The organism is Thermoactinomyces sp. CICC 10522 (assembly GCF_016055075.1).
Classification (GTDB): Bacteria; Bacillota; Bacilli; order Thermoactinomycetales; family Thermoactinomycetaceae; genus Thermoactinomyces_A; species Thermoactinomyces_A daqus.
The window spans coordinates 58,856-73,641 of record NZ_JAECVY010000008.1 but is presented as its reverse complement, the minus strand read 5'-3'; the positions used below and the strand labels follow the sequence as shown (position 1 = coordinate 73,641).

The 14,786-nt window shown below is 51.0% G+C and carries 13 protein-coding genes; 9 read left to right on the top strand and 4 right to left on the bottom strand.

Annotated features, from left to right (window positions below; genetic code table 11):
- Positions 1-62 precede the first annotated feature (62 nt).
- The 4 genes from I8U18_RS12065 (at position 63) to I8U18_RS12050 (ending at position 4,576) form a co-directional block, all read left to right on the top strand.
- Entirely contained in the window at positions 63-1,670 is a 1,608-nt protein-coding gene (locus tag I8U18_RS12065) for an ABC transporter substrate-binding protein (protein ID WP_198056073.1), read from the top strand.
- An 81-nt stretch (positions 1,671-1,751) separates the two neighbouring features.
- On the top strand, positions 1,752-2,762 hold the full coding sequence (locus I8U18_RS12060; RefSeq protein WP_033099510.1) for an ABC transporter permease: 1,011 nt from the start codon (positions 1,752-1,754) through the stop codon (positions 2,760-2,762).
- Between the two features lie 24 nt (positions 2,763-2,786).
- Positions 2,787-3,674: a nickel transporter permease gene (gene nikC, locus I8U18_RS12055; RefSeq protein WP_198059497.1), complete on the top strand. Its 888-nt coding sequence runs from the start codon at positions 2,787-2,789 to the stop codon at positions 3,672-3,674.
- Positions 3,675-3,715: 41 nt separating this feature from the next.
- On the top strand, positions 3,716-4,576 hold the full coding sequence (locus tag I8U18_RS12050) for a TIGR00266 family protein (RefSeq protein WP_081943668.1): 861 nt from the start codon (positions 3,716-3,718) through the stop codon (positions 4,574-4,576).
- Between the two features lie 34 nt (positions 4,577-4,610).
- Here the strand turns inward: I8U18_RS12050 and I8U18_RS12045 are convergent, their stop codons facing one another.
- The gene (locus I8U18_RS12045; protein ID WP_370589256.1) at positions 4,611-6,371 is read right to left on the bottom strand and encodes a UbiD family decarboxylase; all 1,761 of its coding nucleotides are present in this window, start codon (positions 6,369-6,371) and stop codon (positions 4,611-4,613) included.
- 318 nt (positions 6,372-6,689) lie between these two features.
- Between I8U18_RS12045 and I8U18_RS12040 the strand changes: the two genes are divergently transcribed.
- Together I8U18_RS12040 and bcaP are read left to right on the top strand one after the other, a co-directional pair.
- Positions 6,690-6,926: a glutaredoxin family protein gene (locus I8U18_RS12040; protein WP_033099508.1), complete on the top strand. Its 237-nt coding sequence runs from the start codon at positions 6,690-6,692 to the stop codon at positions 6,924-6,926.
- Between the two features lie 128 nt (positions 6,927-7,054).
- A complete protein-coding gene (bcaP, locus tag I8U18_RS12035; RefSeq protein WP_370589257.1) occupies positions 7,055-8,473 on the top strand; it encodes a branched-chain amino acid transporter BcaP in 1,419 nt (472 codons plus the stop codon).
- A gap of 31 nt (positions 8,474-8,504) precedes the next feature.
- On the opposite strand, the gene I8U18_RS12030 is transcribed toward bcaP, so the two are convergent.
- Positions 8,505-9,581, bottom strand: coding sequence for a M23 family metallopeptidase (locus I8U18_RS12030; protein ID WP_081943667.1), 1,077 nt, complete (start codon positions 9,579-9,581; stop codon positions 8,505-8,507).
- Between the two features lie 164 nt (positions 9,582-9,745).
- A complete protein-coding gene (locus tag I8U18_RS12025) occupies positions 9,746-10,708 on the bottom strand; it encodes an ABC transporter substrate-binding protein (RefSeq protein WP_198056070.1) in 963 nt (320 codons plus the stop codon).
- Between the two features lie 175 nt (positions 10,709-10,883).
- Here I8U18_RS12025 and I8U18_RS12020 point away from each other — a divergent pair, with 175 nt between their 5' ends.
- The 3 genes from I8U18_RS12020 to lipA all read left to right on the top strand — a co-directional run bounded on the left by I8U18_RS12020 (position 10,884) and on the right by lipA (position 13,958).
- A complete protein-coding gene (locus tag I8U18_RS12020) occupies positions 10,884-11,897 on the top strand; it encodes a FecCD family ABC transporter permease (protein ID WP_198056069.1) in 1,014 nt (337 codons plus the stop codon).
- Positions 11,894-12,943 (top strand): FecCD family ABC transporter permease, encoded by a 1,050-nt coding sequence (locus I8U18_RS12015; RefSeq protein ID WP_198056068.1) that lies wholly within the window; start codon positions 11,894-11,896, stop codon positions 12,941-12,943. The genes I8U18_RS12020 and I8U18_RS12015 overlap by 4 nt, the downstream gene beginning before the upstream one ends.
- 115 nt (positions 12,944-13,058) lie before the next feature.
- A complete protein-coding gene (lipA, locus tag I8U18_RS12010) occupies positions 13,059-13,958 on the top strand; it encodes a lipoyl synthase (protein ID WP_033099505.1) in 900 nt (299 codons plus the stop codon).
- A 105-nt stretch (positions 13,959-14,063) separates the two neighbouring features.
- Here lipA and I8U18_RS12005 read toward each other — a convergent pair whose 3' ends face one another.
- Positions 14,064-14,729 carry a YhcN/YlaJ family sporulation lipoprotein gene (locus I8U18_RS12005; protein WP_198056067.1) on the bottom strand — a complete coding sequence of 222 codons (666 nt, stop codon included), beginning with the start codon at positions 14,727-14,729 and terminating at the stop codon, positions 14,064-14,066.
- Positions 14,730-14,786: the final 57 nt, after the last annotated feature.

The window sequence follows — 14,786 nt, the reverse complement described above, 5'->3', positions numbered from 1 at the left end:
CGCCAAAGGGATCGTCCGGCAATCCAAAAACATGATGAATCCATTTAAAGGAGGATGCTTATATGCCAAAACGGCTTTGGATATTCTGTTTCACTTTTATTCTGGTTTTATCATCATTTTTAGCGGGATGTTCCAACAATAAAGCGGGCAGCCAGGAAAAAACCTTGATCTATGGCCGCGGAGCCGACTCCAAACTGCTTGATCCGATTCAAGTGACGGACGGCGAATCCCTCCATGTCACTGAACAGATTTTTGATACGCTGGTCAGATATGAACCGACATCGACCAAGGTGGAGCCGTCTTTGGCGGAGAGCTGGACAACTAGCCCTGATGGCTTAAAGTGGACGTTCAAACTGCGCCAAGGCGTCAAATTTCAGGACGGAACCCCGTTTAACGCTGATGCCGTCGTGTTTAACTTCGAGCGCTGGATGGATAAAAACAACCCCTACCACAAAGGAGGGGAATTCCCTTACTTCGGTTATATGTTTGGCGGATTCAAAGGGGATAAAGGTGCAGTTATTAAAGATGTCAAAGCATTGGACGAATACACGGTTGAGTTTGATCTCAACTATCCGCAGGGCCCGTTTTTGAGCAACCTGGCCATGTCCCCGTTTGGCATTGCTTCGCCGACCGCCATCAAAAAGGAAGGACCTGAACAATTTGCACAAAAACCCGTGGGAACCGGTCCCTTTGTCTTCGTGGAATGGAAAAAGAACGATCATATTACATTGAAGAAAAACAAGGACTATTGGCGAAAAGGTTATCCCAAGCTGGAACAAGTGATTTTCCGCTCCATTCCGGATAACACCGCTCGCTTGACCGCGCTGAAATCGGGAGATATCGATATCATGGACGGCCTGAACCCGAACTCGGTCGGACTGGTGAAAGGGGACAGCAACCTGCAACTGTTTAACCAGCCGGGGATGAATGTGGCTTATCTGGCTTTTAACACTCAGAAGAAACCGTTTGACAATCCGAAAGTGAGACAGGCGCTCAATTATGCCGTCAACAAAGAAGGGATTATCAAAAGCTTTTATTCCGGTCTGGCCGAACCGGCGGTCAATCCGATTCCTCCGTTTATGTGGGGCTATAACGGCAAAATCAAGGATTATGAATTCAATCTTGATAAAGCGAAAAAACTCTTGGCTGAAGCGGGCTACCCCAATGGTTTTGAAGTCGATTTCTATGCTCCGACCGAACCGCGCCCCTATCTGCCGGACGGCAAAAAAGTAGCGGAGTATATGCAGGCCGACTTCGCCAAAATCGGCGTAAAAACGAAAATCGTCACCTATGACTGGCAGACGTACCTGGACCGCACCGGAAAAGGGGAGCATTCGATGGCTCTCTTCGGGTGGAACGGGGATAACGGCGACCCGGACAACTTCCTGTACGTGCTCCTCGACAAAGACAATACGCGTACGCCCGATGCGGGAAACATCGCCTTCTATAAAAGCGATCCGTTGCACGATCTGTTGATCAAGGCGCAGCGTTCCAGCGATCAGGAGGAACGGACGAAACTTTATCAGCAAGCGCAGGAAATCATTAAAAACGATGCGCCGTGGGTACCGCTGGTTCATGCGACCGTACCTTATGCAGCCAAAAAAGAAGTAACCGGGTTTATCCCGCACCCGACCTCAACGCTCTACCTGGAAAATGTGGATTTGAAGTAAAAGATCGGGCCAGGAGTGGCATTGCTCTTGCGTGGGGCAATGCCACTTTCGACATAGCCAACAACGAGGTGGAAGGAAACGATGTTAGCCTATACAATTCGCCGGATTTTCATGCTGATTCCCGTCCTCATCGGGATGTCGCTCGTTACGTTTGCCATCGTCCATGCGATTCCCGGAGATCCGGCAAAAACCATTGCCGGGGAGAAAGCGTCTCCGCAGGAGTTGGCGGAAATCAGGCATAATCTGGGACTGGATCAGCCTTTTTACAAACAATATTTCCTTTATGTCAATGATTTGCTGCATGGAAATTTGGGTACTTCCCTCATCACCCATGTCCCGATTTCCGAAGAGATTCAGCCCTATCTGGCTGCGACGGCAGAGCTTTCGCTGGCGGCGATGGCGATTGCCATCTTTTTTGGTGTTAATCTGGGAATTTTATCGGCCTGGAGACAAAATTCATGGCTGGATTATTCCGGGATGGTGGTTGCTCTCCTCGGTGTCTCGATTCCGGTCTTCTGGCTGGGTTTGATGGAGCAGTGGCTGTTTGCGCAGAAGCTGGGAATATTTCCTTCCAGCGGACGAATTGATCCGCGCCTCGGCTTTGAGGGATTTTCGGGATTTTATGTGCTTGATTCCCTGTTCAGCGGAGATTTCACCGTCTTGGGAGATGTGATGATGCATTTGATTTTGCCGGCAGTCGCGCTGGGAACGATACCGATGGCGATCATCGCCAGGATGACCCGGTCCAGTGTGCTGGAGGTGCTCCGCTCCGATTTTGTGCGGACAGCCCGCGCCAAGGGATTGTCCGAATTTTGGGTGGTGTACAAACATACGTTGAAAAATGCCTGCATCCCGGTATTGACGGTGGCCGGCTTGCAAATGGGGTTGCTGCTCGGCGGTGCGGTCTTGACGGAGACGATTTTCAGTTGGCCGGGAGTGGGGCGGTATATTTACGATGCGATTGGGCAGCGCGATTACCCGGTTATTCAATCCGGCATTCTCGTGCTGGCGACGATTTTCGTGGTGATCAACCTGCTGGTCGATCTGATTTACGCTTGGATCGATCCGCGCATTCAATACGGGAAGGATTGATGTTCCATGCCATCATTGCCGGAGATGAATGAAAATTCTTCTGTCACATCGATCGATTATGCCCCCTCCATCCATGAATCGCCAGTCAGGTATTTTTTGCGGGCATTCTGGCGGCATCGTTCGGCCGCGATCGGCAGTGTCATCATTATCCTCTTTATTTTGCTGGCTGTGTTTGCTCCTGTCATCACCCCGTATCAGTATGACCAGCGCAGCAGCGCCTTATTGGCTTCACCTTCGGCCAGCCATTGGTTCGGGACGGATGATATGGGGAGGGATATTTTTACCCGCGTCATTTACGGAGCGCGCATCTCACTTCAAGTCGGTTTTTTTGCGATTGCCGGTTCGATTGTGATCGGCAGCTTCCTCGGCCTGATTGCCGGTTACTACGGCAGATGGCGGGATACGATTATCTCCCGCATTTTTGATATTTTGCTCGCCTTCCCCAGCATTTTGCTGGCCATTGCCATTGTGGCCATCTTGGGGCCGGGGTTGAACAATGCGATGATTGCCGTTGCCGTCATCAATATTCCCGCCTTCGGACGGCTGATGCGGTCACGCGTGCTGTCGGTCAAGGAAGAAGATTTTATCCTGGCGGCACGGGCCATGGGGATGAAAAACAGCCGGATTTTATGGAAACATATTTTGCCCAACTGCTGGTCGCCGATCTTGGTGCAGGGCACATTGGGATTTGCGACAGCCGTCATTGAAGCGGCCGCTCTCGGCTTCCTCGGATTGGGTGCACAGCCGCCGCAACCCGAGTGGGGGACGATGCTGTCCGATTCCCGCGAATTTATTCAATTGGCTCCTTGGACGATGATTTTTCCGGGACTGGCGATTGTGTGCACCGTACTCGGTTTCAACCTGTTGGGAGATGGCCTGAGGGACTTGTTTGATCCGAGAATGAAAGAATAGGGAATGAAGCGGTGAAATAGGTTAAAATAATAGCGTGAAAAATGCAGGCAAAGGGGCGGAACAGCGGAGGTTCCATTGCCGTTCTCAAAAAAGATCGCGATTTCAAGGAGCTGACTGAATTGGCCCAATCACATGAGATCGAATACCGCATTTATGGCGATGACATGCAGTGCGTGGAAATCGAGCTGGACCCGGGTGAAAGCGTGATCGCTGAAGCGGGCGGTTTAATGATGATGGAAGACGGAATCGAGATGGAGACCATCTTTGGCGACGGGTCTTCGTCCAGTAAGGGGCTTGTCGGCAAACTGTTCGGTGCGGGCAAAAGGCTGTTGACGGGCGAAAGCCTGTTTATGACTGTGTTTACCAATGCGGGGCAGGGGAAAAGGCATCTCACCTTTGCTGCCCCGTATCCCGGAAAAATCGTTCCGTTTGACCTGGCTGCCCTCGGGGGCAAGGTAATTTGCCAGAAGGATGCCTTTCTCTGTGCGGCGAAGGGGGTCTCGGTCGGTGTTGAATTTCAGCGGCGGCTGGGAACCGGATTTTTTGGCGGGGAAGGCTTTATTATGCAAAAACTGGAAGGGGACGGACTCTCATTTATTCACGCCGGCGGCACGATTGTGGAGAAGGAACTGGGGCCGGGTGAACTGCTGCGTGTCGATACGGGATGTCTGGTTGCGATGACGCCGACGGTCGATTATGACATCCGCTTTGTCGGGGGATTCAAAACGGCCCTGTTCGGCGGGGAAGGCCTCTTTTTCGCGACATTGAAAGGGCCGGGGAAAGTGTGGATTCAATCGCTGCCGTTCAGCCGGCTGGCCAGCCGCGTTTTTGCTGCCGCCAATTACGGAAAAAAAGATGAGGGAAGTATTCTTGGAGGTCTGGGTAACCTGTTTGAAGACTAGAAAAGCTTGTGCCGAAATCGGGCACAAGCTTTTTTTATGAACCAAAGTATTCTTTCCAGCGATCATCAACAAGTTTTTTGACTGCCGGATCAGATTCCAGTTCATCCGGATAGCCCGGTTTCATCCGGGCGTCGACTACAATGGGGAGGCGGTAATGCGGGCGGTGCTGCTTCCAATCCGACCGCGCATACAGGTCGTGGGCCGGGTCAAACCGTGTGAAGACCGTCCACAGAAACGCCGTCTGCCCCGAAGCGGCGGCAAGGTCGTCAACAAGGAATATAAACGGCCATTCCTGCAGGGCATCCCCGTATTGCTCCAGCAGATGTTCCGCCAGCCGGGGGTTTTGCTCAAACGGGTCGGCTTCCAGGACGAGCGCCCCTTTGCAGTAAACAGCCACACCTTGCACCCCTGGGAGATCGGGGCCGTGATATTCCGCGGGCAACGTGCGCCTGACCTCCCCGGTTCCAAGCAGTACCGCCTTGCTACCGTGATTGAAGCGGCGTCCCGTGTAGTCGAGCGTATCCATTGAGGTATCATGGAAAATGAACAAGTCCGATGCAGGTTCAAACCGCTCCAAAACCGTTTCAAACAAGCGGTCAAATGCGTCGAGCGAAATGCTCCGGTCAGTCAGGATCAGGAATTTTGTCAGCGAGAGCTGCCCTTCGCCCAAAATGCGGAAAGCGTGGGCCATGATCTCCCGTTTGTAACTCTCCCTGACGATGGCCGCGGCCAATGGGTGGAAGCCGGTTTCCGCATATGTCCACAAATCGCGCACACCCGGCATCACCATGGGGAAAGCGGGGGAGAGAAGGCGCTGCAAAAATTCACCGAGATAGTAATCTTCCTGGCGTGGTTTGCCGACTACTGTCGCGGGATAGATCGCATCGCGGCGATGGCGGATCTCTTTCACATGGAAGACCGGGAACGGGTGCTCCAACGAATAGTAACCGTAGTGGTCGCCAAACGGACCTTCGGGACGGCGCTCATGTGGTGGAACCACGCCGGACAGGACGAATTCCGCTTCCGCGATATAAGGGTAACCGCCATCAGACGGTCTGACGACGGGCAGCTTTTCTCCGAGAATCAGGGAAGTTAAGAGCAGTTCGGGCAAAAATTCAGGCACAGGTGCAATCGCCGAAGCAATGAGCGCGGGCGGCCCTCCCAGATGCACCCGCACAGGCAGGGCTTGATTGTGCGATTCCGCTTCATAGTGGTGAAATCCTCCGCCCTTCTGGATCTGCCAGTGCATGCCAGTGGTTTGTTTGTCGAAAATTTGCATGCGGTACATACCGAGGTTATGCTGTCCCGTAACCGGGTGTTCCGTATACACAAGAGGCAAGGTGATAAACGGCCCTCCGTCTTCTTGCCACGAAGTGATGACGGGCAACCGGGTCAGATCCACTTCAGCTTGCTTTTGTTCCAGTACAGGTGCTTTACCGGCAGAAACGGGCTGACATCCCACTTTCATCAGGTCAAACAGGATGCGCCGTTCTTTCCACAGTGCACCAAGTGTGGGCGGCATTAAAGTATGGGCCAGGGAAACGATTTTTTTCATCAGTTGCTCCGGCCGCGGGCCAAAAGCCAGTTCCACCCGTCGGGAAGTACCAAAGAGATTGGTGACAACGGGAAACGAACTTCCTTTTACGTTGGTGAAGAGCAGGGCGGGACCTTCTTCGGCGATCACGCGCCGATGAATTTCCGCCAGCTCCAGATGCGGGTCGACGGGAGCCGCTATTTCCACAATCTCTTTTTCTTGACGCAATTGTGTAAGAAAACTTCGCAGGTTTCTGTGCAAGTCGATCATCTCTCCCGAATCAGGCATGCAGATCAAACGGATGAAAATCCGCAAGCCTGCGTCTATTCAGTGTTTGGTCAAATGCCCTGATATTTTTCGTTTCTCTGTGACAAAGATAGCATATCGGGTCAGGGAAGCCAACACATCCGGATGCGGAAAACATCAATGGCCTGTCGAAGAGATTCAGGGGTCGATAAGAAAGCACTCGAAGGAGGGACCCGCCTGTCCGAGAAACTGTGGTATATTATGGTTAAGTCATCCCGGTATGGGAAATGACAGGGAGAGAGTTTTTGCCCCGCATGAAGGGAGTGTCGAACAATGAAAGTGATTGTATATTCCCGGCCGCATTGTATTGAATGCAATGTTTTGAAGCGATTTTTAAATGATTATAAAATCGAATACGAAGTACGCGATTGTGCAGAAAACCCCGCCTTTTTGGAAGATGTAAAAAAACTGGGTTTTCTGGGCGTTCCTGTTACAGTCATCGGGGATACGGCGATTCAAGGCCTGAAGCCGGACGCGATTTTAGAAGAATTAAAGAAACAAAAAGCCTAGTTTTTGAGATAACCTGCCGGAATTGGCAGGATTTTTTATTTATTTTCTTAAAGAATTTATATATAATAAGTACACATCCGATTTTTCAAAAAAATAAAAATCGGCTTATCCGAAGAGGAGGTTTTGCCGTGCAGCTATTCCGTAAAAAGAGTATTGACGCCTCGATTCAAACGAGCCGTCAGGGAACTCAGCTCAAGAGGGAGTTAAAAGCGACTGATTTGGCCATGCTGGGGATTGGTGCCATCATCGGAACCGGGATCTTTGTTCTGACGGGTGTTGGTTCGCTGACAGCGGGTCCCGCCTTGATTTTATCTTTTGTGATCGCAGGTTTGGCCTGTTTGTTTGCAGCTTTGGCCTATGCTGAATTTTCCTCGCTGGTGCCGGTTTCCGGGTCGGTGTACACTTACAGCTATGCCACGTTGGGAGAATTTGTCGCTTGGATTATCGGATGGGATTTGGTTTTGGAATATTTGTTGGCGGTTAGTGCAGTATCGTCCGGTTGGTCCGGTTATTTCAAATCGCTGTTGGAAGGGTTCGGCATACATCTGCCTGCGGCGCTAACCAATGCACCAGGGGGATCAGTGCCCGGAGCCATCGTCAATTTGCCTGCACTTGTCATTGTCTTAATTATTACTTTTTTACTTTCAATCGGTGTAAAAGAGTCAAAATGGGTTAACAACATCATGGTTGCCATTAAGTTGATTGTCGTTGCATTATTTATAATTGTTGGAATTTTCTATGTAAAACCGGCCCATTGGTCTCCGTTCATGCCTTTTGGTTTCTCCGGAGTCGGTTTGGCTGCCGCGACCGTCTTTTTCGCCTACCTCGGTTTTGATGCTGTCACCACCGCGGCGGAGGAAACGCGTGACCCGCAAAAAGATTTGCCCAAAGGCATTTTGTGGTCGCTCGGCATCTGCACGTTCCTCTATATTATTGTGACGGCCATTCTGACGGGGATTGTGCCCTATCAAAACTTTGCCAGCCATCAAGATGCTCCGGTCGCTTTCGCGATGCAATTCGTCCATCAAAACTGGCTGGTCGGACTGATCAGCCTGGGGGCATTAGTCGGGATGTTTACCGTGATGCTGGTCATGTTGTACGGACAGATTCGCATCATCTTCTCCATGTCGCGTGATGGTTTGTTGCCCCCGATTTTTTCCCATGTTCACCAGCGATATCGTACGCCTTACGTGACCACCTGGTCATTTGGGATCTTCGCTGCGTTGCTCGGAGCTTTTGTGCCGCTTGACGAATTGGCCCAATTGGTCAATCTGGGGACGCTGGCCGCATTTGTTCTGATTTCGATCGCCGTTATGGTCCTGCGCTACAAACAGCCGGATCTGCCGCGGAAATTCAAAACGCCTTTGATGCCGTTGGTGCCGATTTTGGCGATTATCTTCTGCGTCTTTTTGATGGTTCAGCTTCACGAAGCGACATGGATTCGCTTTCTGATCTGGCTGGCAGTAGGTTTGATCATCTATTTCATCTATGGTTACCACAGCTCCAACCTGAATAAAAGAAAAAGCGATGAACAAAAAGCTGGGTAAATCACAAATGGAAAAAGCATGATGGAGGGACTTAGCCATCATGCTTTTTTTTGGTTGAGGAATGGATCGGGTGAGTGGTTTCGGAACTGGCCGAACGGTGGCGGCGTTTCTTCCGTTTCCATTTCAGATAGGCCTGCCGTTCCCATTTTTTCAGCAATGGATAGGGATCAAATGAGTAGGTGCTTTTTCCGTTGAATTTGTATATTCCATAGTGAAGGTGGGGCGGGAATTTGCCGGCAGTTCCCGGCGGCCCGTAACCGGAAGAACCGACGCTGCCGATCAGATCGCCCGGTTTGACGACATCTCCTTTTTTCAGCCCTTTGCGGAAGCCGTTCAGATGGGCGAAATAGTGATAGTTATTGTTGACGTCGCGGATTCCGATGCGCCACCCCCCATAGCGGTTCCAGCCAATCAATTCAACATAGCCGTAGCAGGTGCTCAGTACGGGCGTTCCGTAGTTGGCGAAAATATCCGTTCCTTCATGGATGCGCAGACCTCCCCAGCCGCGGCGGTCTCCCCAGGTATTGTGATACGTGTAATTATATTGAAGCGGGATCGGGAAGCGGCGTTCTTCCAGATGGAGCGTTTGGTATCTGGCGTAGATTTTCGCGATGTGCGTGATCACATCCACCGTGGTCGGATGTTTGTAATAGTCCCAGATCCGTTCGCGGATTTGTTCTTCTTTCAAACCTTTTTGCGCCAGAAAGGAAGCGACGGAGTAGAGAACATCAAGGTCATCCTGTGGATCTGCCTTGCCGTCACCGTTGGCATCCTTTCCGATTCCCTGAAAAAAGGCAATCGATTCAGGCACCCGGTCATCAGGGTCAGGATTGATCCGGCCTGCCCACAAGGAGGAGGGAACCTCAATTGAAGTGAGCCTTTTCTTTCCGCTTTTTTCTTTTTTGTTTTTGGCAGCATGTGCATTTTTCTCATATTGGTCCATGGCTGCCAGATATACCCACGGCACGCCGGTTAATGTTTCCATGGTTTCATACAGGTGAAGTTTGTCCGACGCTTCCTGATCTTTGTCCGACGCGTCAACAGAACATGGAAAAGCGGAAAACAACAAAAAAAAGCTTAGCAGGATTTTACAGCTTTTTACCATCATGACCACCGATTTTTGGTTTAAAAGGTTTTACAGATAGTTTGCCTGGCATTCATCGAAAACATTTTGGCATTTTCAGGGAGGAATTCGGAAAGGGGAGACCGACGCTCGGGACAGGATACAAAAAAGGCATGATCCTGGGGAGGTCATGCCTTCACGGGAGGAGGTTATGTTGTTTGTGCTTTGATTTTGCTTATATAGGAATTGAGTTGATCCAACATCAAAAAGGCTGCTTTGACGCCGCCGGCCGTATTCCAGATCACATCATCCACTTTAAACGCACGATGTTTTTTAACCGCCTGGAGATTGGCCCAAAGCGGATCGCTTAAAAACGTCTCTTCCTGTTTATTTCCTTTTTTGTCGCCTGTATCATAGGTGAAATAGAAGATAATGTCTCCGTCGGCTTGTGGAATTTGTTCTTTTGTGATCGTGACCGCAAAGGAATTTTTATTTTGCAGCGGCGGGCGCTGAAACCCGACATCTTTTAAAATCACGCCGGAAAAGCTGTCCAGTTGGTAGAGTCTCGTTTCCCCGGACAAAAAGCGAACCATGGAAACTTTCTGATTCAGAAGGTCTCCGGCGTTTTTCCGCACTTCGGCCACCTTTTGCTCATATTCCTTGAGGACTTTGTTGCCTTCTTTTTCTTTATTGAGCGCTTTGGCATACAGGGAGAAATTGACTTTCCAATCCCCGCGCAAGGTTTCAGCAAACACGGTCGGGGCGATTGCCGACAATTGTTCATATACCTTTTCCTGGCGCATTTTATTTCCGATGATCAAATCCGGTTTTAAACTGGCGATCGTCTCCAGATCAGGCTGGCTCTCCGTTCCGACTACAGTCACACCTGTCAGTTCTTTTGCCAGATGAGGGTACCAGGGATGGCCGGTAAAACCTTTAACCGCTCCCACCGGCTTGACTCCCAGAGCAAGGCAGGCTTCCAGACCTTCATTGGTAAGGACGACAACGCGTTTCGGATGGGTCGGGACGATGGATTGCCCCATTGCATGTTGAATCGTGCGGCCGCTCTCTTTGGTTTGATCTGATGAATCAGATGAGCTGCATCCCGCAAGCACAAGGGAAAAGAGAGCGAGTGCAAGGAACGGGGGAAGAATTGCTTTTATGGAACGCACCGAATATGCTCCTTTCGTTATAAATGATAATGATTATCATTTCCTGATTTCTTCTTTACTATAAAAATAAAGAAGCCGGGTGTCAATTATTTTGATAATGATTTTCAACCTCATTGACATCATCTTTTCCTTTTTCTAGACTTAAGTTGGTCTGGAAGAAAGAGAGGTAGTGGATATGGGGGGTTTATATACCGGGCGGTTCAAATGGGCCGGACTGCTCGCCGGAGTGGTGTTGGTTGCTGTTTTGGCCATGATCAGTATCAGTGTCGGCGTTACCCGGGTTCCGCTTTCAACGGTGGTGGAGTCATTTATTCATTATCAGCCGACAAATAATGAGCATTTGATTATTCGGACAACCAGAGTTCCCCGAACGGTGTTTGCGCTCGTCGTCGGAGCAAGTCTGGCCGTGGCCGGGGCACTCATGCAAGCTTTGACGAAAAACCCGCTCGCATCACCGGCGACACTCGGGGTAAATGCCGGAGCCAGCTTATTTATTGTCGGAGGGGTGACGCTTTTTTCGATCACTGCCGTCCCGTCCTTGATGATTCTTGGCTTTATCGGGGCAGCTGTCGCGGCGGCAATCGTTTATTTTCTGGGATCCGTCGGCCGGGAGGGACTGAGTCCGTTGAAACTAACCCTGGCCGGAGCCGCAATTGCCGCTTTTTTTGCTTCGATCACACAGGGAATGTTGGTGATGAATGAAAAGGGACTGAATGAGCTGTTATTCTGGCTGACCGGCTCAGTTGAAGGACGGAGCCTGGAAAGTGCCCTGCCGGTGTTTCCCTTTATGTTGGTCGGATGGTTGCTGGCGTTGTGGATGGCACCCAATATTGACATCTTGACGATGGGAGAAGATGTGGCCAGGGGACTGGGAATGAAAACTGGTTTGATCAAAGGAATCGGCGCGCTGATCGTCGTTTTGCTGGCCGGTGGCTCGGTTGCGGTGGCCGGTCCGATCGCTTTTGTCGGGCTGGTAGTTCCCCATTTTGTTCGTGCCTGGGTCGGAGCAAGCCACCGGTTCATCATTCCTTATGCCGCCGTTTACGGAGCCGCTTTGCTTATGGCGTCCGATATTGCCGGACGATTGGTGATGAATCAGCAGGAGATTCCGGTTGGGGTGATGACGGCTATTCTTGGAACCCCGTTTTTTATTTATCTTGCGGGCAGAAAGGGGAGTGAGGAAGGATGAAGCGGTACACTTCCCTCCGCCTTGGTTCGCGCTTCTCCGCCTTGATTGACTGGCGAGCCGTCTCGATCTTGTTTTTGCTTGCCGCATTCGCTTTTCTTGTCATGGTGCTCAGTGTCGGAGTAGGTCGGGTTCAGCTTTCTCCGCTCGATGTGATCCGGGTCTTTTTGGGGATCGGGTCCAAATTTGATCAATTGATCGTTGAGACATTCCGTCTGCCGCGCATCCTCCTGGCGCTGATTGCCGGAGCCTCGCTGGCCGTTTCCGGCGCTCTTTTGCAGGCGGTGATCCGAAATCCGTTGGCCTCACCAGATATGGTCGGGGTCACGGGCGGTGCCTCAGTCGGAGCGGTTACGGTGATCACTTTTTTCAGCGACCGTTCCACCAACCTTTCAGTTTCATTATTTTGGGTGCCGGCCGCATCGTTTATCGGGGCGGCTGTCATTGTGGGACTGTTGCTCTTTTTCTCCTGGGGAAAAATCTCCCCGTTCCGGCTGGTGCTCCTGGGGATCGGTTTCACGCTGGCTACCCAGGCGGCAACCAATTTCATTATTCTGATCGGTCCGCCGTTTAGTGCCTTGCAAGCGAAAACCTGGCTGACCGGAAGTATTTACGGGAGCAATTGGAACCAGGTTGCTGTTTTGCTCCCCTGGCTTGCCCTTTTGCTACCGCTGGCTTTCGTGTTTTCCCGCCATCTCAATGTTTCGCAAATGGGCGATTCGTTGGCAACAGCTCTTGGTGCCCGTCCCTCCCTCCAGCGGCTGTTGGTTTTATTGATTGCGACAGCGCTTGCCGGAGCTGCCGTATCCTTTGTCGGTACGATCGGCTTTGTCGGATTGATCGCTCCTCATGCGGCGCGCAAATTGGTCGGAGCCGCCTACGGTCTTTTGTTGCCGGCGTCGGCACTGTTGGGAGCCATCATGGTCATGGGTGCCGATTTGCTGGGGAGAACTTTATTTGCACCACTGGAAGTGCCGGCCGGTGTGCTGATAGCCGTGATCGGCGCCCCCTATTTCCTCTTTTTGCTCTATTGGAGTCGGAAAAAGTAAGAGGAAAAGGGATGATTTGGCGTAAGTTGATCTACTTTGTGGTAATATAATCTTGTTGTATTGTTTGCAGCCAAGGTACAGCGGGCGATCGTACCTGCAGTGAGGAGGGAGCATTATGGCAGAAAGCCAATCTCAGGCTAGAGAACGTAAACCGGAATGGTTAAAAATTCGTCTAAATACAAATGAAAACTATCAAGAGCTTAAAAAGATGATGCGGAGCAAAACCTTGCACACCGTATGTGAAGAGGCTCGTTGCCCCAATATTTTTGAATGCTGGGCCAATCGGACGGCCACATTCATGATCCTGGGGGACATTTGTACGCGGGCTTGCCGTTTTTGTGCCGTCAAAACCGGTCTTCCGACGGAACTGGATTGGCAGGAACCGGAGCGCGTCGCTGAGGCAGTGGAACAGATGGGGGTACGCTATGCGGTTGTGACCTCCGTTGCGCGTGACGATTTGAAAGATGGCGGCGCGGCGATCTTTGCGGCGACCATCAAGGCGATCCGCAAACGCAATCCCTTTACCAGTGTCGAAGTGTTGATCCCGGACTTCATGGGGAATTGGGATGCGCTGAAAGTGGTGATGGATGCGAAACCGGATGTGCTCAATCACAATATCGAAACCGTAAGGCGCCGCTCTGACCGCGTTCGCTCCAAGGCAAAATATGACCGTTCGCTCGAGCTTCTGAAACGGGCCAAAGAGATGCAACCGCAGATCCCGACCAAATCAAGCATCATGGTGGGAGTCGGTGAAACATTTGATGAAGTGGTTGAGGCAATGCAAGATTTGCGGGCGCATGATGTGGATATTGTCACGATCGGTCAATATTTGCAACCGACCAAAAAGCATTTGAAAATCGACCGCTATTATACGCCGGACGAATTTAAGCAGTTGAGAGAAATCGGACTGAGCATGGGCTTTTCCCATGTCGAATCGGGGCCGTTGGTGCGCAGCTCGTATCATGCGCATGAGCAAATGGCATCCGCTCAGAAAAAAGAGGAGAAAATGGCATAAAACCGACTGGCAGGTGATAATGGCAGATCATTATCGCCTGCTTTTTTTATGGAATATGGTCACACAAAAAACCAGCCTTCCAAGCCGAAAAGCTGGTTTTCCCGCTTAATCCTGCCTCGGGTTCATTTGGCTCCGCCTGTTCGGTTGTGATGATTCATTCACTTCCGGAGGGGTGGTATCGCCCATTTCCCGGAGAAGCTGTTCCAAATCCCCTCTGATCCCTTCTACATCATAATCGCTCGTCATCCGCATGCCGATGGAATTGATCTGCGACTCCAGGGTGCGGTTTTCCGTCACGTGAACCTTAAAGTAGCGGGGAGTAATACTTTCCGCAGTACGCTTTGCCTCTTTTACCGTTTTTGGATCCATGCGTCCGTTTTTCGTTTTAATCCCAAGAAATACATGATCATCTGTAACAAGTGCGGTGGCTTCCTTTACATTGGGCAAAACCGTGACCATTTGCGCGATATGCTTTGCCAGGAGGGGGCGGTCCACAAAGACATCGGGTCCTGCGGCACGACCGTTTTGATGATAATTTTCCGGTGTGTATTTGAAATATCCGATTTCGTTCTGCCCACCGCCGCGTGCATTTTCCTCACCGTTAATTTCATCATTTCGCACCATCCCGATCCGCGAATCCTGATCTTTTTCCCGGTACAGCGGTTCATGGGTTTGTTGTAATCCCTGATCTGCCTGCTGCTGGTCATCATTGTTACAGGCGGGGATGAGAAGAAGCATCGCCGCGAACAGAATTAGGTATCGTCGTTTCATCGAAGTTTCGGCACCTCCTTTTTTTAACGTGCCCAAACAACGGCAATCCATACGAAA